The following is an 18175-nucleotide window of genomic DNA, read 5'->3' on the forward strand; positions in this document are numbered from 1 at the left end:
AGACTTACGCGGCAGGCGTGGCGGCCAGGTGCTGACGCTGCGGCTCGCTACGGTAGCGCGACGGCTTGCCGTTGATCTTGCAGATCCGCCACATCAGGCGTGCGGAGCGGTTTTCCATCAGGCCGGTGTCATAGGCTAACATCCGGACGTCGGAGAACATGTCGCGCAACCACTTTCGCGATTCCGGCGACCGGAAGAACAGCTCCTTCTTGACCTCACGCGGAATGTCGAATTCCTGCCAGAACGCCTTGGGTGGAATCAGGATCGCATTGCACAACATCCGCATGGTCAGCGGGAAGTAGAGCGAAACCCAGAACCGTTGCCGGCGAGTCAGTTTCGGCAGCCGCTTGCGCAGGAATTCATGGGCGAACGAGATGTGGCGGGCTTCTTCGGCCACGTGAATCGCCATCACCCGCTCCATGATCGGGTGCAGTGACTTGCCTTCCCGCAGCACCTGCTTCTGGGTGTGGTCGATGGGCTCCTCGCCGGCAAGGACGCCGATGAAGAACGCCACCGGCAGCGGCCCGGCCACCAACGGAATCACCGGCGAAATCCAGCGCAGCCGCCGGGGCATTCCGGGAACGTCGGCGCCAACGCGGTTGACCATTTCCTGGAACATCATCGTGTGGTTGCACTCTTCAACCGATTCGTGCAGGCAGTAGCGGTATTCTGGCGACCCGTTGGGCACCCAGAACGTGTAGTTCATCAGCCCGCGGATCAGAATCGACTCGAAGTGCAGCCCAACCTTGGCCACGTTGGCCTGCCGCCACATCCCGATCTTGATCTTGCGTTCATCCGACTGCGCTTGGTACCAGGGGTGGCGGCCCAGCGGGTCGGTCGCCGGGAGAATCCACCGGGGATCGTTGTCGATGACAGCGAACTCCGTTGACTCCCAATCGATATCGGTATACGGGTTGAAGTTTCGCCGCACAGACCCCTCGGACAGTGTGGCGAGCATTTCCACATACTCGGCGTCGTCCCGCACTTCCATGTTGCGGCGCCAACGTCGAACCATGCGCGTCCTAGCCTTGACAGCAGCCATGAGCAGCCTCCTCAATGAGGTTCGTCTCGGACGGTTACGGAACACGGTACCGCTGGTACCGGGAAATGAACACTTTCCTGTGTTTCAGATCACACGGCAGCGACCTCTATAGGGCCGTTCAGCTACGTCGCAGAGTCGCTCATTACCCTGATGGCCATGGCTGACCAGCTCGAGATTCCCGCTCACCTCAAACCCGGCGACGGCCGCTTCGGCTGCGGACCGTCAAAGGTCCGCCCAGAGCAACTGCAGGCCCTGACTGCCGGAAAGGCGTTGTTCGGCACCTCGCACCGCCAAGCGCCGGTCAAGAATCTGGTCGGCCGGGTTCGCAAGGGGCTGGCCGAGCTGTTCTCGGTGCCCGACGGTTACGAGGTAATCCTTGGCAACGGTGGCACGACGGCCTTCTGGGATGCCGCGGCATTCGGGTTGATCGACAAGCGCTCGCTGCACCTGACCTACGGCGAGTTCAGCTCGAAGTTCGCCTCGGGCGTCGCCAAGAACCCCTTCGTCGGCGACCCGATCATCGTCAAGGCCGAAGCCGGCAGCGCGCCCGAGCCGCAATCGGATCCGTCCGTCGACGTGATCGCGTGGGCGCACAACGAGACCTCGACGGGCGTGTCGGTGCCGGTGCGCAGGCCGGCCGACTCGGGCGACGCGCTGGTCCTCATCGACGCCACCTCCGGAGCCGGCGGCCTGCCGGTAGACATCACCGACGTCGACGCCTACTACTTCGCGCCGCAGAAGAACTTCGCCAGCGACGGGGGCCTGTGGCTGGCCATCATGAGCCCGGCCGCGCTGGCCCGCGTCGAGTCCGTCACCGCTTCCGGTCGCTGGGTCCCGGAGTTCCTGTCGCTGCCGATCGCGATCGAGAACAGTGTCAAGGACCAGACCTACAACACCCCGGCGATCGGCACGCTGATCCTGCTGGCCGAGCAGATCGACTGGCTGCTGGGCAACGGCGGTCTGGATTGGGCCGTCAAGCGCACGGCGGACTCGTCGCAGCGGCTGTATTCATGGGCGCAGGACCGGCCGTACACCACGCCGTTCGTCGCCGATCCGGCGCTGCGCTCGCAAGTGGTCGGGACGATCGACTTCGTCGACGACGTCGATGCCGCGGTGGTGGCCAAGACGTTGCGCGCTAACGGCATCGTCGACACCGAGCCGTACCGCAAGCTCGGCCGCAACCAGCTGCGGATCGCGATGTTCCCCGCCATCGAGCCCGACGACGTCAGCGCACTGATCGAATGCATCGACTGGGTGGTCGAGCGGCTTTAGTGCGGCTCTGACGAACCCGCCGGCCGGCTCCGCGTGTCAACGAGGTTAACGGCGTTTGTCGGTCTAGAGTGCGCACGTATCAGGTCCAGTGCTGGCCTGCACGGAGCCTGCGAGGAGAAACCATGCGGGAACTCAGAGTGGTTGGGCTCGACGCCGACGGCAAATACCTCATCTGCGAGGGGGCCCACTCAGCCGAGAAGTTCAAACTGCCGGTCGACGATCTGCTGCGCGACGCACTGAAACAGGATGAAGCGCCGCCCGAGCAACCGCATCTCGATATCCAGATCACTAACCTGTTGAGCCCCAAGGAAATTCAGGCACGAATCCGGGCCGGCGCGTCCGTCGAACAGGTGGCCGCCGCGTCGGGTTCCGACATCTCGCGGATCAAGCGGTTCGCCCACCCGGTATTGCTGGAGCGGTTGCGTGCCGCGGAGCTGGCAACGGCAGCGCACCCGTTGCTGGCCGACGGCCCCGCGGTACTGACGCTGCTGGAGACCGTTACCGCGGCGCTGGTGAAGCGCGGCCTGAGCACCGAAATGCTCAGCTGGGACGCGTGGCGTAATGAGGACAGCCGTTGGACGGTACAGCTGGCCTGGAAGGCCGGCCGCAGCGACAACGTCGCGCATTTCCGCTTCACTCCGGGCGCGCACGGCGGCACGGTCACCGCGATCGACGACGCGGCCAGTGAGCTGATCGACCCGGACTTCAAGACTCCGCTGCGGCCGCTGGCGCCGGTGGCCCACCTCTCCTTCGATGCCGTCGACGCCGTCGAGGCCGCTGCCGAACCTGCCAAGCCGCAGGCCCCAGCGCCGTCCGAACCGCCCGTCAGCAGCCGGCGGGGCAAGCCGGCCATTCCGGCTTGGGAGGATGTACTGCTCGGGGTTCGCTCAGGCGGCCAGCGCTAGCAATATCAGCCACGCGGCTGCCACCCCGAGGCCGGCGCCCAAGACGAACCAGCGCAGCACCAAGGTGCGACGCCAGCCCCACAGCGTCGGCGCCAAGCCGCCGACCGCCACGATGTTCAGCCCCACCGCCAGCAGTGGATGCACGCGGATCAGGCCGAGACTGAGGACGACAATCGCGGCTCCGGTCACCGCGGCCACGAATCCCGCCACCGCCAAACCTGTTGCCCAAGGGACGGACTCGTCGTTCACCAGGCAAGCCTATTCCGCTCGTAGAAGGCCAGCGCCGCGGCCGTCGCGACGTTGAGCGAGTCGGTGCCGCGCGACATCGGAATGCGCACTCGCATATCGCTGATCCGCTGCGCGGCCGCCGTCAGACCGGGCCCTTCGGCACCCACCAGCAACGCCACCCGCTCGTCGCGCACCGCGTCCATCGCCGCGGGCAGCGGGTCTGCACCTTGCGGGCTCATCGCCAATAGCCGGAAGCCACTTTGCTTCAGCTTCACCAGATCAGCGGGCCAGTCGGTGGCCCGTGCATACGGGACAAGTAAGGCGTGACCCATGGACACCCGAACCGCGCGCCGGTAGAGCGGATCGGCGCAGCCGCTGCCGAACACCACCGCGTCCACACCCAGGCCCGCCGCGTTGCGGAAGATCGACCCGAGGTTCTCATGGTCGTTGACGCCTTCGAGCACCGCGACGGTGCGGGCACCTTCGACCACCTGGGCAACGCTTGGTTCTGGCACCCGACGCGCGGCGGCCAGCACCCCGCGATTCAGATGGAAGCCGACCACCTGCGCCATCACCTCGGCGGAGACCCGATAATACGGCGACTCCACACCGGCCAAGTCGTCTTTGAGCTCGGTGCGCCTGCGGTCGGTGCCCAGCAGCGCCAATGGGGTGAACCGGGAGGCCAGCATGCGCTGCACGACCAGGACACCTTCGGCGATCACCAGTCCCTTTCCAGTGGGCAGGTCTGGGCGGCGATCGACACTGTTCAGGTCGCGAAAGTTGTCCAGCCGCGGGTCGTCGGGATCGCTGACGTCGTAAACGTCGCCGTTCACGGGCTTTCGTCGACCAGGGCCGAGATCAGGTCGGCGGCGTTGCGCAGAATGTCGCGTTTTCCGCTGTCCAACGTCGCGAGCCGCTCAGCCAGCCACTCCTGTCGCGCCCGGCGGGCCGCCCGGACCAGCTCGGCGCCGGATTCGGACACCGAGACCAGGACCTGCCGGCCGTCGACGGGATGCGGCGCGCGATCCACGAAGCCCATATCGGCCAGCGAAGCGATCACCCGCGTCATCGACGGCGGCCGTACCCGCTCCCGGATTGCCAGCGCTCCAGGCGTCATCGCGCCCTCGTTGGCCAAGGTCGTCAACGCCGACAGCTGGGATAGCGACACCGGCGACGACGGATTGCGGAACCTCAGTTGCCGGGCCAGCCGCATGACCGCCAACGACAAGTCGCTGGCCAACCGCGCGTCGCTGTCGGGCACAGCGCGAGGTTACAACGGAACCTATGTGCTCGCTATGAAAACCGGCAAACGATGGACTTCGTCCCTTTTGCGGCCGGTTTGCCGCCGGTTTGTGGCGGCGAAATTCCGCGCACGAAAAAAGGCGATATCGCCCGCGGTATCACGTTTTCGGTTTGACCATGCCGACCCGCGTTGGCGTTGAAGTGACTGATGTGACCATCGGGGTCCGGCGGTGCCGCCCGGCCCGCGTTATGGTGAAAGAACGATGAGCCCCGAACCCGCCGAAAGCCAGAAGTTGCCCGCACTGCCGTCCGCGTTGCTGGAGATATGGCCCGTCATCACCGTCGGCGCGTTGGCCTGGCTCAATGCCACCGCAGCGGCGTTCCTCATACCCAGCCTCGAAAGCTGGCGTCCGGTGACTGTTGCCGGACTCGTGACCGGTGGCCTCGGCACGTGCATCTTCGTGTGGCAAGTGGCCGCGGCGCGGCGCGGCGCGCGCGGCGCCCAAGCCGGACTCGAAAACTATGTCGACCCTAAATAAATGCAAAAAATTCGCCTATGGGAGGACGAATGGTTGCCCCGCTATTGCGAGCTGAAGTTGATATCAATGCCCCCGTGTCGAAAGTTTGGACACTGATATCCGATTTTCGGCGAATGCCGGAGTGGAGCCCGCAGTGCCGCTGGATGAAGTCCTTCGGTCCGCTCCGTCAGGGCACTCGCACGTTCAACCTCAACCGCCGCAACCGGCTGTTCTGGCCCACCACATCCACCGTCACCGAGGTGATCCCGGAGCAGAAGCTGGCGTTTCGGGTCAATACCAACGGCAGCGTATGGAGCTACGAGCTGGAGCCCAACGGCCAAGGCACCCGGGTAATCGAGAGCCGCCATGCCGAAAACGGCGTCAGCGCGTTCTCCAACCTGTCGGTGAACGCGCTCATGGGCGGCACCACGAACTTCGAACGTGAGCTCGTCGATGGCATGAACACCTCGCTCGCCAGACTCAAGGCAGCCGCCGAAAAGGCTTAGGCAGACGGTTCGGCCGGAGGCTCCGCCGGCGGTTCTGGCGGAGCCGGCCGTTCCACGACGTCGAGCACGCCGTCGTCGTACGGCTCATACGCAGGTGAGCCACTACCTGCAGGAGCCGGCGTGTCGGAATGGGCGCCGCAGCCATACTGCTTGTCGACGACATGGCCGTCGGCGGAAAGTTCATTGCCGCAGACCCCGAACATCGCGCCCAGCGATCCGGCTAGCGGCAGAAAGAAACCACAGTCGCGGCACACTCGCTTGGTCGACCGCGACATCGCCGAGTCGGGGCCGTAGTCGCCCTCGTGCCAACGTTCGGCCGCCTGAGAGCGGCCCCAGGCGCTCATTACCCAGCGCCGGCCCAGTCCCACTTCGGCCGCGGTCTCATCGACCTGCGGGTCGCCACTGCCGGCGTAGCCCGGAACCAGCCGCGGATCGTCTTTAGCCGGCGCGAGCAGATCGCCCGGGCTCAAGTCCCCTGGCTTTATCCGCTGGTCCCAGGGCACCCACTCCGGGGCGAGCAGCGCGGTGGGCCCGGGGATCAGCACCACCTCGCTGATCGTGGCATGGTCCGAACCTGCATAGGTGGCCACGACAACGGCCCACTGCCAGCCCTGATACCCGGGCAAATGGGCCAGGAACCGGTGCGTCGCGGCGTTGGGATCTTCGTAGCTGACGCCCAGGTAGTCCCCGACCGTCTCCTCGCCACTGAACTCCGCAACAGCCGCTTTGGCCTGGTCGGCGGCGCCCGTCAGCACCGCGGCCAACCCTTCGGGCCACTCGGCCACCATGGTTGCTGCGGATTCTTCGGTGGGTCCGGTCACGCTCTCCCCTTCTCTGCGATGCGTATCCCATACTGCCGGAAGACACGGCGGACGAGCCACACCCGGTTGGCTCCGCAGAAACGCGGCATAGGACAGAATTGAACCGTGTCCGAACGGCGGCGTGTCAATGAGCACCCCGGCATGGCCAATTACCCCGCCGACGACTCCGCCTATCGCCGCGGCCGGCGTCCGCCGCCGATGCCCAGCGCCAACCGCTACCTGCCGCCGCTGGGACGCCAATCCGAACCCGAACGCGACAGCACACCACCGACACCTCCGCGTGGCTTAAACAACGGCGAACGGATCACCGTCACCCGCGCAGCGGCCATGCGCAGCCGCGAAATGGGCTCCCGCATGTACTGGATGGTCCAGCGGGCCGCCACCGCCGACGGTGCGGACAAGTCCGGCCTGACCGCGCTGACCTGGCCGGTGATGGCGAACTTCGCGGTGGACTCCGCAATGGCCGTCGCGCTGGCCAACACCCTGTTCTTCGCGGCGGCCAGTGGCGAGAGCAAATCCAAAGTGGCTCTCTACCTGTTGATTACGATCGCGCCATTCGCCGTGATCGCACCACTCATCGGCCCCGCCCTGGACAAGCTGCAGCACGGCCGCCGGGTAGCGCTGGCGATGTCGTTCGCGCTGCGCACGGCACTGGCGTTGTTGCTGATCATCAATTACGACGGCGCCACCGGCAGTTTCCCATCGTGGGTGCTCTATCCCTGTGCGTTGGCAATGATGGTGTTTTCCAAGTCGTTCAGCGTGCTGCGCAGCGCCGTTACCCCGCGAGTGATGCCGCCGACGATCGACTTGGTGCGAGTGAACTCCCGGCTCACGGTGTTCGGTCTGCTCGGTGGCACCATCGCCGGCGGCGCGGTGGCGGCCGGTGTCGAATTCGCCTGCACGCACTTGTTCAAGATGCCGGGCGCGTTGTTCGTCGTCGTCGCGATCACGATCGTCGGCGCGTTCCTGTCCATGCGGATTCCCCGGTGGGTTGAGGTGACCGCAGGCGAGGTTCCGACCACGTTGAGCTATCACCGCGACAGCGGTCCGCTGCGCCGAAGCCACCCGGAGAGCGTCAAAGGGGTCAAGAAGGTCGGCGCGACGCTGCGACAACCGTTGGGCCGTAACATCATTACGTCGCTGTGGGGTAATTGCACCATCAAGGTGATGGTCGGCTTCCTGTTTCTGTATCCGGCGTTTGTGGCAAAGGCCCACGACGCCGACGGCTGGGTTCAGTTGGCCATGCTGGGCCTGATCGGTGCGGCGGCCGCAGTGGGCAATTTCGCCGGCAACTTCACCAGCGCGCGGCTCAAACTGGGCCGGCCCGCGGTTTTGGTGGTGCGCTGCACCGTGGTGGTCACCGTGTTCGCGGTGGCGGCCGCGGTAGCCGGCAACTTGATCGCCGCGGCTATCGCCACCCTGATCACCTCGGGGTCCAGCGCCATAGCGAAAGCCTCGCTGGACGCGTCGTTGCAGGATGACCTACCCGAGGAATCGCGCGCGTCGGCGTTCGGGCGGTCGGAGTCGACGCTGCAGCTGGCCTGGGTGCTCGGCGGCGCGGTCGGGGTTTTGGTCTACACGGAGTTGTGGGTCGGCTTCACCGCCGTGACCGCACTACTGATCCCGGGCCTGGCACAGACGATCGTGAGTTTCCGTGGCGACTCGTTGATCCCCGGCCTCGGCGGCAACCGGCCCGTCATGGTCGAACAGGAGGGCCGGCGCGTCGGCGCTTCGGCAACGGGAGTGATGCCCCAGTGAAACGCGGTGCGGCCGTGTTGATCGCGGTCGTGGTAATGGTGCTGTCCATCGGCGCCGGGGTCGGCGCGTGGCTGCTGGTGCGCGAGCCGGGTCCGCAACGACCCGAAATCAGCGCCTACTCGCATGGCCACCTGACCCGCGTCGGGCCGTACATGTATTGCAACGTGCTCAACCTCGACGACTGCCAGACACCGCAGACACAGGGCGCACTGCCGGTAACCGAACGCTATCCGGTCCAGCTGTCGGTACCCGAGGCGATTTCGCGCGCGCCCTGGCGGTTGCTGCAGGTGTATGAAGACCCGACCAACACGACCACCACACTGTTTCGGCCGAACAGCCGGCTGGCGGTCACCATTCCCACCGTCGACCCGCACCGCGGCCGGTTGACCGGCATTGTCGTGCAATTGCTGACGCTTGTGGTCGACCCTGCCGGTGAGCTACGCGAAGCACCGCACGCGGAATGGTCTGTACGCCTGACGTATTGAGTCGCCTGACGTATTGAGTCGCCTGTGACTTCGAGTGTGCCTCCTGGGCGGGCAGATCGCGCAGATCCCGCCATGAATGCACACCCGAATCACCTGATGCACACTCGATTACCTACTACGCCCCGTGACCGGCCGGCACCCGCTCACCTTCGACCGGCGGCCCCGGCGGCGTGCCGTCTCCGAAAGGCCTGCCCGCCAGAGCTTCTCGGCCATGCGGCGCCAACCAGCCGGACAAGTCCGGCCCCTTGGGCACGATGCGGGTGGGGTTGATGTCAGCGTGCACGATGTAGTAGTGCTGCTTGATCTGCACGAAATCGACGGTGTCGCCAAAACCCGGCGTTTGGAACAGGTCTCGCGCGTAGGCCCACAACACCGGCAGCTCGGAAAGCTTGGACCGATTGCATTTGAAGTGCCCGTGATACACCGGGTCGAAACGCGCCAGCGTGGTGAACAGGCGCACATCGGCTTCAGTGATGGTGTCGCCCACCAGATATCGCTGCGTCGCCAGCCGATCGCTGACCCAATCCAGCGCCGTGAACAGCCGGTCGTAGCCGGCCTCGTAGGCCTCCTGTGAACCGGCAAACCCACACCGGTACACGCCATTGTTGATCTCGGTGTAGATCCGCGTGCTCACCTCGTCGATCTCGTCCCGCAGCCGTTCGGGGTATAGCTGTGGCGCGCCGTCGCGATGGTATGCCGTCCACTCGGTGGAGAAGTCCAGCGTCATCTGGGCGAAGTCGTTGGTGACCACGGCGCCGGTCGGCACGTCGACGATCGCCGGAACGGTGATGCCTTTGGGGTAATCCGGGAACCGTTTGAAGTAGGCGTCCTGCAGGCGAGGGATCTTCAGCACCGGGTCCAGACCGTCCGGATCGAGATCGAAGGTCCAACTGCGCTCATCGTGGGTGGGCCCGCAAAACCCAATGGAGAGAACATCTTCCAGGCCCAGCAGCCGTCGCACGATGATGGTGCGGTTAGCCCATGGGCATGCCCGGGCGACAACGAGCCGATAGCGACCCGGCTCTACCGGGTAACCATCACGCCCGTCGGCGGTGATGCGAGTGGTGATGTAGTTGGTGTCGCGGTTGAATTCGCCGGTCCCGGCGACGTAGGAACCCATACCGACAATATTGCCCGCACACCCCACTGCGAGCCGACCATCTGGGACGAATCCAGTTTTACGAACAATCGATTGATTCCCCCGACCAAGCATAGAGTTTCTGCCGACTGAGTCGGGTCGGTCGGGCAGCAGGGCTGCCGTGAAATGAATAGAGGCCACACGTTGTCGTTCGTCAGCACTTCGCCGGAAGCAATCGTTCGCGCGGCCTCTCAGCTCGCGGGTATCGGGTCGACCATTGATGCGGCCAATTCAGCGGCGGCCTCGACAACGAACCTGTTGGCTGCCGCCGGCGACGAAGTGTCGGCGGCCATCGCCTCGCTGTTCGGCCAGCACGGCGCCGAATACCAAGCGCTCGGAACACAGATGACGAGCTGGCACCTCCAATTCGTCGAGACCCTGAACAACACCGGGTTGATGTTCGCCGGCGCCGAGGCCGGAAACGCCCGGTGGCTGGGCGCCGCCGCGGCCGACACCGCTCCCCTAGCCAGGCTGGAGGCCGCCCTCACCAATGCGCCCGAGATGTTGCTCATCGAGCCGGTCGATGCCGCCGGTCAGGCCTGGCTCACCAGTCCACTGGGCTCCATCGTCAACCCAGTGCTGAACATGCCGTTCACCGCCCTGACCGGTCGTGCACTGGTCGGCAACGGCGCGGCCGGTGCGGCCGGCGTCAACGGCGGCAATGGCGGCAACGCCGGTTGGCTCTACGGCCACGGCGGCGCCGGCGCCGCCGCCACGGCCACCACGGCCGCCGGTCGCGGTGGCGACGCCGGCCTGTTCGGCGACGGCGGCGCAGGCGGTGCGGCGCTCCCTAACTCCGGCGGCAACGGCGGGGCCGGCGGCAACGGCGGCCTCTACTTCGGCGACGGCGGGGCCGGAGCACCTGGCGCGGCATCCCTCAACCCCCTGATCCCCGGCGGTAATGGCGGCCCCGGCGGCAACGCCGGGTGGTACGGCAAAGGCGGCATGGGCGGGGCCGGCGGACTTGGCGCTCCAGGCCTGGCAGGCGGGACGGGCGGCGTCGGCGGCAACGGCGGAGCCGGCGGTATGGGCGGCACGCTCTGGGGCAACGGCGGCGACGGCGGCGTAGGCGGGGCCGGCGGGCATGGCGGCCATGGCAGCAACGGCAGCGACGGCGCGGCGGGCAACTTCGGCACCGGTAACGGCACCGGCGGCAACGGCACCAACGGCACCGACGGTGGGGCTGGCGGGGCGGGCGGAACCGGCGGCAATGCAGGCGCGGCCAGAGGCCTGGGCGATGCCGGCATCAACGGCAGCGGCGGCGCGGGCGGGGCCGGCGGCAACGCCGGGTTACCCGGTGACGGCGGAGTCGGCGCGGCAGGCACCGCCTTACACATCGACGGCGCGGCCGGTGGCAACGGGGGCAACCCAGGAGCCGTCGGCGCCGGTGGCCTCGGCGGCAACGCGGGCGTCGGCGGAAGCGGCGGCACCATCGGCGCGACCGGCCTCAGTGGCGCCGTCGTGACCAGTGGCGGTCACGGCGGCGACGGGGGCGCCGGATTCAGCGCCCTCACCCCGGGCGCATTGGGCGGCAGCGGCGGCAACGGCGGCGCGGGCGGCTCGGTCGGAAACGGCGGCGCCGGTGGTGCCGGCGGCAATGGAGGTAACGCCAGCACCGCAGGCGCGGCCGGCGGGGACGGCGGCCATGGCGGCAACGGCGGTAATGCGGGCGTCCACGGCCTGGCCGCCGGCGATTCCGGCAGCGGCGGCAATGGCGGCAACGGGGGCAAGGGCACCTTGAGCGTCAATTCGGGTGCCGGTGGTGCGGGCGGCCATGGCGGCAATGCCGGCGCCGTCGGAAACGGCGGTACCCAGGCGGGCACCGTCGGCAATGCCGGCAGCGGCGGCGACGGCGGGAACGGCTCTACCGCCGCAGGAATCACCGCACCCGGCGGCCGCGGCGGCGACGGCGGCGACGCCGGAAGCATCGGCACTGGTGGCCACGGCGGCCGGGGCGGCGACGGCGGCACCGGCTCCACGACCGGGCCACCGGCCGACGGCGGCGATGGCGGCCACGGCGGCAACGGCAGCACCGGCGGCGTGGGCGGCGCCGGCGGCAACGGCGGCAACGGCAATGGCGGCGGCAACGGTGGGGCCGGCGGCGACGGCGGCAACGCCTCCGGCGGCACCGCCGGCAGCGGCGGCAACGGTGGCAACGGCGGCGGCAACAATCAGCTCGGCGACAAGAGCGGCGGCAACGGCGGAGCCGGTGGGAACGCCGGGACTATCGGCGCTGCCGCTGACGGCGGCAACGGCGGCAGTGGCGGCAAAGGCGCCACGACGGGAGCCGGCGGGACCGGCGGCAACGGCGGCAACGCCACCTCCGCGCTGGGGCACGCCGGCAACGGCGGCAACGGCGGGGCCGGCGGGTCAGGCGGCGACGGCGGCGACGGCGGGAACACCGGCACCATCGGCACCCCGGCTACCGCCGGCGACGGCGGCAACGGTGGAGACGGGCTCGGCAGCGGCGCCGGCGGCAACGGCGGGCACGGCGGGAACGCCGCCAACGGCGGCATCGCCGGCAAAGGTGGCAATGGTGGCGCCGGCGGCTCCTTCGGCGGTAATGGGGGCAACGGCGGTGACGGAGGAAACGGTGCCTCCCACGGTGACGGCGGAAACGGCGGTGACGGTGGCAGCGGTTCGCAGGGTTTCAACAACGGGGTCGGCGGGGCCGGCGGTGCCGGCGGTAACGCCGGGACCAACGGCAACGGCGGCGCCGGCGGCGCCGGCGGCAAGGGTTTGATCGGCGCGGCGGCCCAAAACCCACAGCCACTACCCGCGTCAACAAATACACCCGCAGCGACCGGCCAACCCGGCATCGATGGTGCCGGTCCCAACGGTGAGGGGGGTAGCGGCGGACCGGGCGCTATGGGTACCAGCGCCCAGCCCGGCGGCGAAGGCGGCAGCGGAGGCAGCGGTCAAATCTTGCAGACTTCCGACGGCGGCAAGGGCGGCTCCGGTGGCGATGGCGGGGACACAAACGGTTCGGTCGCCGCGGCCGGCGGCAAAGGCGGTGGCGGCGGCAGCGGCCACTTCAGCGGTACCGGCGGCAATGGCGGTAAGGGCGGAACCGGTGGCAGCGGCGGCGGCACCGGTGGCGACGGCGGCACGGGCGGACTCGGCGGCATCACCGGCAACGGCGGCAATGGCGGTGACGGCGGGACGGGCGGCGTCGGCGGCGGCGCTGGCGGCAACGGCGGCAACGCGCCGGGCAGCGCGGCGACCGGTGGAAAGGGCGGCACCGGCGGCTTTGGCGGTGGATCCGGCGGTCACGGCGGCTCCGGCTTGACGGGCGGCGTCGGCGGCCAGGGCGGCGCGGGCACGACCGGTAGTGACGGGGCCGCCGGCGGCAGCGGCGGCGCCGGTGGCGCCGGCGGGACCGTGTCCGGCAACGGCGGCGCAGGCGGCGCGGGCGGCGCCGGCGGTGCCGGTGGCGCCGGAGCTAACGGCGGTCATGGCGGCACCGGCGGCGATGGCCGCGTCAACGGCGTATCAGGCAACGGCGGCGTCGGTGGCACCGGCGGAATCGGCGGCGCAGGCGGAGCGGGCGGCACCGGCGGCACCGGCGGGACTGCGACGAACGGCACCGGCGGAAGAGGTGGTGCCGGTGGGAACGCGGGCGCCGGCGCCAACGGCGGGACCGGCGGTACCGGCGGTGACGGCGGCCGCGCTGACTTCGGCCTCCTGCCCGGTCAAGGCGGCGACGGCGGTAAAGGCGGTAGCGCCGGTGTCGGCGGCCACGGCGGCACGGGTGGACAGGGCGGCGGCAGCGTCACCGGCAACCCGGGGTTGTCGGGCCTCTCCGGTGTGGGCGGTGCAGACGGCCAGGAGGGCACGACGGGCACCAAGGGGTCGGTCGGCTCCTAACAGGTCTGGCCCTGATCGTTGAGTGTGCATCGTGGGCTTCGAGTGTGCGCGCTGGGCGGCAGAATCGCAGCGACTGCGCCATACGCGCACACCCAAAGCCCTACGTGCACAGTCGAATCAGGCGGCCACAACGACTTCAGCGCGCAGCCCTACAGCTTCGCCTGGCTCGACGACTCCTCGTCCAATACCGTCAGAAACCGTCGGGCCAGATTCTCCTCGGTGGACGGCGCCGGCTCCCATGGCGCGATCCACGGTCCGGTGCCCTCGGATGGATCGATGATGCCGCTCTCCAGCCAGGTGTAACGCCCGTCCAGCACATCGTTGGTCAACCGGACATCGTCGCTGTCAGTGTTGGTCCACAATGCATGGAACAGCGCCTCGACCCGCAAAGTTGCTTGCTGACAGAACAATTCGGCCAGCTCGTATGCCTGCTTGCCGACAGCGGGATCGGCGGCGCGCTGGGCCTCGGCCCGCACGCACGCCGCGGACATGGCGAACAGTTCGGCACCGATGTCGACGATCCGTCCCAAGAACCCCTGCTTTTGCTCCAGCTTGGCCTGCCAGCGCGCCATCCCGTAGAAGGTATTGCGAGCCAGCTTGCGGCTGGAGCGCTCGACGAATCGAAGGTGCGATGCCAGCGACCCGAACTCGCTATAAGCCGTCGGACGCTGCCCTTCACCAAATACCAGTTTCGGCAACCACTTTGCGTAAAAGCCGCTCGCACCCACGGCAGCCGCCGCCTTGTCCCGCAAGGCGGCGTCCGCCTTGGCGAGGTCGCCGGCAGCCGTCAGATGAGCGTCGACGGCCTCGCGCGCGATGAGCAGCCGCATGATCTCGCTGGATCCCTCGAAGATGCGGTTGATCCGCAGGTCGCGCAGCGACTGCTCGACGGGCGCCGCGCGCTCGCCGCGCGCTGCGAGTGACTCCGCCGTCTCATATCCTCGGCCGCCGCGGATTTGCATCAGGTCGTCGGCAATGATGCAGGCCACCTCGCTGGACCACAGTTTGGCCAACGCAGCCTCGATCCGGATGTCGTTGCGGCCTTCGTCGGCCATCTGTCCGGACAACTCGACCACCGCATCAAGTGCATAGTTGGTCGCGGCCATGAATGCGATTTGGCGGGCGACGGCTTCGTGCTTGCCGATCGGCTTGCCCCACTGCACCCGCTCACACGACCATTCGCGCGCGATCTTCAGCGACCATTTCGCCGCCCCTGTCGCCATCGCCGGTAGCGCCAGCCGCCCCACGTTGAGCGTGGTGAGGGCGATCCGCAAACCGTCGCCTTCGCGGCCGATCAGGTTTTCCGCGGGGACCCGCACCCGGTGCATTCTCGTCACACCGTTCTCAATACCGCGCAGGCCCATGAACTTGTTGCGCCGCTCCACGGTGATCCCGGGCGAATCTGCTTCCACCACGAATGCGCTGATGCCGCCGCGGTGCCCATCACTGCGGGGCACGCGGGCCATCACCACCAACAGTTCGGCGACCACACCGTTGGTCGTCCACAGCTTCACGCCCTCGAGTTCATAGGCCTGACCGTCATCGACCGGTGTTGCCGTAGAACCCAGCCGCGCCGGGTCTGATCCCACATCGGGTTCGGTGAGCAGAAATGCCGAAATGGCGCCAGCGGCGCAGCGCGGCAAGAACTTTCGCTTCTGCTCGGGGGTCCCCGCAAGCTTGAGCGGTTCGGGAACCCCGATCGACTGATGGGCCGACAACAACGCGCCAATACTGGGATGAATGGTCGACACCATCATCAGGGCACGGTTGTAAGCAACCTGCGACATGTTCAGCCCGCCGTACTCCGACGGAATCTTCATCCCGAAGCAGCCCAGTTCCGCCAACCCCTTCACGTATTCATCGGGAATGGCGGCGTCGCGCTCGATGACGCTGCCGTCGACGGTGCTCAGAAACTCGCGCAGCTTGGCCAGAAACGCCGCCGTGCGCTCCTCCTCGGCGTCAGTTGGCCGGGGAAAGGGATGTATGAGGTCCAACGGGAAACGACCAAGGAATAGCTCCTTGGCGAATGATGGTTTATCCCAACCACTTTCGCGCGATTCCTCGGCAACGGCCCTCGCTTGCTCCTCGGTGACCTGCGTTTGCTGTGCCATCGCCGTCTCCTTGCTCACGATCACGTGTAAGGCCCGAGTACCCGGTTCCTTCCCGAATACTACGGCCCCACCGGCCTCCAGTGGCGGAAAAGCCAACGCCGGCAGATCACAACCGATCAGTCAGACCGCTGCGTCGCCGAATCCCCACCAGCACAACACAAATGGGGTATCTACTGCCGTCACCGTGGACCCAGTCATCGGTTGTTTTCCGGATCGCCCGAACGCCGGATTTGTACGTCGGATAGCGGTACCCTCGTTTGGCGTCGAAATGGATCGACGAATGGTGTGGTCGGTGCGGCTGCCATGAATTGATAGCGAGGTGCGCAGGTGTCATTCGTGGTGGCTACCCCGGAGATGCTGCTGGCCGCGGCTTCGGATTTGGCGAGCATTGGTTCCGCCCTAGGGGCGGCCAACGCTGCAGCGGCGGTCCCCACCGGCGCCCTGCTGGCCGCCGCCGGCGACGAGGTGTCGGTGGCCATCGCGGCGCTTTTCGGGTCGCACGCCCAGCAGTACCAGGCGGTGGGCGCCCAGACGGCCGCGTTCTATGACCGCTTTGTCCAGACCCTGACTTCTGCCGGCCGGATGTTCGGCAGCGCCGAGGCCACCAACGTCTCAACGCTGCAACCGCTGGGGGGCCTCCAGTCGCTGGCCGCTGCCGGCTCGCAGTCTCTGCTGGTCGAGCCGGTTCAGCAGCTCGGCCAGGCGTGGCTGGGCAGCCCGCTGGCTGCCGTCGTCGATCCGGTGATCAATGCGCCTTTCGTCGCACTGACCGGGCGCGGCCTGATCGGCAACGGTGCGGCGGGGACGGCCGGAATCAATGGCGGTGCGGGCGGGAATGGCGGTTGGTTATTCGGCAATGGCGGGCCCGGAGCGGCCGCCACCGCCGCGTCGGCCGCCGGCCCCGGCGGGGATGCGGGGTTGATCGGCAATGGCGGGGCGGGCGGAATCGCCCTGGCCAACAGCGGTGGTGCCGGTGGCGCCGGCGGACGCGGCGGCTTGCTGCTGGGCGACGGCGGGCCCGGCGCGCCTGGCGCACCCTCGTTGAACCCGGCCATCCCGGGCGGTAACGGCGGTCCCGGCGGCGATGCCGGCTGGTTCGGGACCGGCGGTACCGGCGGGGCCGGCGGCGCCGGAGCGCCCGGCCTCATCGGCGACAGCGGGCTAACCGGACCCGGCGGAAACGGCGGCGCGGGCGGCCTCGCCGGCAACGGCGGCGCGGGCGGTGCGGGCGGCGTCATCGCCGGCAACGGCGGTACCGGCGGGGTCGGTGGTACCGGTGGGGCCGGCGGTGTGGGTGGGCACGGTGGACACGGCGCCGCGGGTAGCTACGTCACCGGCAACGGCACCGGCGGCGACGGCGGCAACGGCGGCGACGGCGGGGTCGGCGGCAACGGCGGCGTCGGCGGTAATGCCGGCCACGCCCGAGGTTTAGGCCTAACCGGGACCAACGGTAACGGTGGGGCCGGCGGTGCCGGCGGTAACGCCGGCACCCCAGGTGACGGCGGGGCCGGCGCGTCCGGTGACGCCGTCCACATCGACGGTGGGGCCGGCGGCAACGGCGGCAATCCCGGCGCATTCGGTACCGGGGGTCACGGCGGCGGCCCGGGCAGCGGCGGCTCCGGTGGGACCGGCGGCACCGGCGGCGCTAACGGTGTGCTGCCCACCAACGTCGGCAGCGGCGGCAGCGGCGGCAACGGATTCAACGCCCCCACCGCCGCCACGGTCGGCGGCAACGGCGGCAACGGCGGCAGCGGCGGATCCGTGGGCAACGGCGGTGCCGGCGGCAATGGCGGCAATGGCGCCAGCGCTACCGCCGCCGGCGGTACCGGCAGCAACGGCGGCAACGGCGGCAACGGCGGCAACGCCGGAATTCATGGGCTTGCCGGCGGCAACTCCGGGGCCGGCGGCAATGGCGGCAACGGCGCCAACGGAATCTCAACGACGAACAACGGCGCCGGCGGCGACGGGGGTAACGGCGGCAACGCCGGCACCGCGGGTACCGGCGGCACCACCAGCGCTCTGGTCGGTCATGCCGGCAACGGTGGCAACGGCGGCACCGGCGCGACCAATAACGCCACCGGCGGCCCGAGCGGTCGCGGCGGTAACGGCGGTCATGCCGGCACCATCGGCACCGAGGGCCACGGGGGCAACGGCGGAAACGGTGGCGACGGCACCGGCTCGGCCGACGCGGCCGACGGCGGGGCCGGCGGCAAGGGCGGCAACGCCAGCAGCGGTGGTATCGCCGGCAGGGGCGGCGACGGCGGTGGCGGGGCGTCCGGCGG

The 18175-nt window shown here is 68.6% G+C and carries 15 protein-coding genes; 8 read left to right on the forward strand and 7 right to left on the reverse strand.

Translation table 11 applies throughout. From position 1 onward, the window contains the following. Positions 1-4 precede the first annotated feature (4 nt). Positions 5-1042, reverse strand: coding sequence for an AurF N-oxygenase family protein (locus AWC27_RS11360; protein ID WP_139836919.1), 1038 nt, complete (start codon positions 1040-1042; stop codon positions 5-7). Positions 1043-1198: 156 nt separating this feature from the next. Between AWC27_RS11360 and serC the strand changes: the two genes are divergently transcribed. Together serC and sepH are read left to right on the forward strand one after the other, a co-directional pair. Then, positions 1199-2314: a phosphoserine transaminase gene (serC, locus tag AWC27_RS11365; protein WP_139836920.1), complete on the forward strand. Its 1116-nt coding sequence runs from the start codon at positions 1199-1201 to the stop codon at positions 2312-2314. Between the two features lie 122 nt (positions 2315-2436). Further along, a complete protein-coding gene (gene sepH, locus AWC27_RS11370; RefSeq protein ID WP_085670580.1) occupies positions 2437-3219 on the forward strand; it encodes a septation protein SepH in 783 nt (260 codons plus the stop codon). Here the strand turns inward: sepH and AWC27_RS11375 are convergent. The 3 genes from AWC27_RS11375 to AWC27_RS11385 are packed head-to-tail and all read right to left on the reverse strand — an operon-like array spanning position 3202 to position 4708. After that, positions 3202-3468 carry a DUF2537 domain-containing protein gene (locus AWC27_RS11375; RefSeq protein ID WP_085670581.1) on the reverse strand — a complete coding sequence of 89 codons (267 nt, stop codon included), beginning with the start codon at positions 3466-3468 and terminating at the stop codon, positions 3202-3204. The two genes, sepH and AWC27_RS11375, sit on opposite strands and share 18 nt — an antisense overlap. Next, positions 3465-4280 (reverse strand): TrmH family RNA methyltransferase, encoded by an 816-nt coding sequence (locus AWC27_RS11380; RefSeq protein ID WP_085670582.1) that lies wholly within the window; start codon positions 4278-4280, stop codon positions 3465-3467. Before AWC27_RS11380 ends, AWC27_RS11375 begins: the two co-directional genes overlap by 4 nt. Beyond that, entirely contained in the window at positions 4277-4708 is a 432-nt protein-coding gene (locus tag AWC27_RS11385) for an Rv0880 family HTH-type transcriptional regulator (protein WP_085670583.1), read from the reverse strand. The genes AWC27_RS11380 and AWC27_RS11385 overlap by 4 nt, the downstream gene beginning before the upstream one ends. A gap of 244 nt (positions 4709-4952) precedes the next feature. Between AWC27_RS11385 and AWC27_RS11390 the strand changes: the two genes are divergently transcribed. Then, positions 4953-5228: a DUF2530 domain-containing protein gene (locus AWC27_RS11390; RefSeq protein WP_085670584.1), complete on the forward strand. Its 276-nt coding sequence runs from the start codon at positions 4953-4955 to the stop codon at positions 5226-5228. 29 nt (positions 5229-5257) lie between these two features. Further along, positions 5258-5713 (forward strand): SRPBCC family protein, encoded by a 456-nt coding sequence (locus AWC27_RS11395; RefSeq protein WP_085670585.1) that lies wholly within the window; start codon positions 5258-5260, stop codon positions 5711-5713. On the opposite strand, the gene AWC27_RS11400 is transcribed toward AWC27_RS11395, so the two are convergent. Further along, positions 5710-6534: a DUF3027 domain-containing protein gene (locus AWC27_RS11400; protein WP_139836921.1), complete on the reverse strand. Its 825-nt coding sequence runs from the start codon at positions 6532-6534 to the stop codon at positions 5710-5712. The two genes, AWC27_RS11395 and AWC27_RS11400, sit on opposite strands and share 4 nt — an antisense overlap. Positions 6535-6675: 141 nt before the next feature. On the opposite strand from AWC27_RS11400, the gene AWC27_RS11405 reads away from it, so the two are divergent. After that, a complete protein-coding gene (locus AWC27_RS11405) occupies positions 6676-8292 on the forward strand; it encodes an MFS transporter (RefSeq protein ID WP_085670594.1) in 1617 nt (538 codons plus the stop codon). Beyond that, complete coding sequence (locus tag AWC27_RS11410; RefSeq protein WP_085670586.1) at positions 8289-8777, forward strand: DUF2771 domain-containing protein; 489 nt, start codon at positions 8289-8291, stop codon at positions 8775-8777. The genes AWC27_RS11405 and AWC27_RS11410 overlap by 4 nt, the downstream gene beginning before the upstream one ends. Positions 8778-8892: 115 nt before the next feature. Here AWC27_RS11410 and AWC27_RS11415 read toward each other — a convergent pair whose 3' ends face one another. Continuing rightward, the gene (locus tag AWC27_RS11415; RefSeq protein ID WP_085670587.1) at positions 8893-9897 is read right to left on the reverse strand and encodes a glutathione S-transferase family protein; all 1005 of its coding nucleotides are present in this window, start codon (positions 9895-9897) and stop codon (positions 8893-8895) included. Between the two features lie 162 nt (positions 9898-10059). Between AWC27_RS11415 and AWC27_RS11420 the strand changes: the two genes are divergently transcribed. Beyond that, a complete protein-coding gene (locus AWC27_RS11420) occupies positions 10060-13782 on the forward strand; it encodes a PE family protein (protein ID WP_085670595.1) in 3723 nt (1240 codons plus the stop codon). 149 nt (positions 13783-13931) lie between these two features. Here the strand turns inward: AWC27_RS11420 and AWC27_RS11425 are convergent, their stop codons facing one another. Further along, positions 13932-15893 (reverse strand): acyl-CoA dehydrogenase family protein, encoded by a 1962-nt coding sequence (locus AWC27_RS11425; RefSeq protein WP_085670596.1) that lies wholly within the window; start codon positions 15891-15893, stop codon positions 13932-13934. Between the two features lie 327 nt (positions 15894-16220). On the opposite strand from AWC27_RS11425, the gene AWC27_RS31960 reads away from it, so the two are divergent. Then, on the forward strand, positions 16221-18175 hold a 1955-nt coding region (locus AWC27_RS31960; protein WP_139836923.1), incomplete at its 3' end, for a PE family protein.

It is taken from the genome of Mycobacterium szulgai (assembly GCF_002116635.1).
GTDB classification, from domain to species: domain Bacteria; phylum Actinomycetota; class Actinomycetes; order Mycobacteriales; family Mycobacteriaceae; genus Mycobacterium; species Mycobacterium szulgai.

Coding starts and splice junctions, on each gene's coding strand:
- AWC27_RS11360 (WP_139836919.1), bottom strand. CDS start 1,042: ATGGCTGCTGTCAAGGCTAGGACGCGCATGGTTCGACGTTGGCGCCGC.
- AWC27_RS11390 (WP_085670584.1), top strand. CDS start 4,953: ATGAGCCCCGAACCCGCCGAAAGCCAGAAGTTGCCCGCACTGCCGTCC.
- serC (WP_139836920.1), top strand. CDS start 1,199: ATGGCTGACCAGCTCGAGATTCCCGCTCACCTCAAACCCGGCGACGGC.
- AWC27_RS11395 (WP_085670585.1), top strand. CDS start 5,258: ATGGTTGCCCCGCTATTGCGAGCTGAAGTTGATATCAATGCCCCCGTG.
- AWC27_RS11425 (WP_085670596.1), bottom strand. CDS start 15,893: ATGGCACAGCAAACGCAGGTCACCGAGGAGCAAGCGAGGGCCGTTGCC.
- AWC27_RS11415 (WP_085670587.1), bottom strand. CDS start 9,897: ATGGGTTCCTACGTCGCCGGGACCGGCGAATTCAACCGCGACACCAAC.
- AWC27_RS11405 (WP_085670594.1), top strand. CDS start 6,676: ATGGCCAATTACCCCGCCGACGACTCCGCCTATCGCCGCGGCCGGCGT.
- sepH (WP_085670580.1), top strand. CDS start 2,437: ATGCGGGAACTCAGAGTGGTTGGGCTCGACGCCGACGGCAAATACCTC.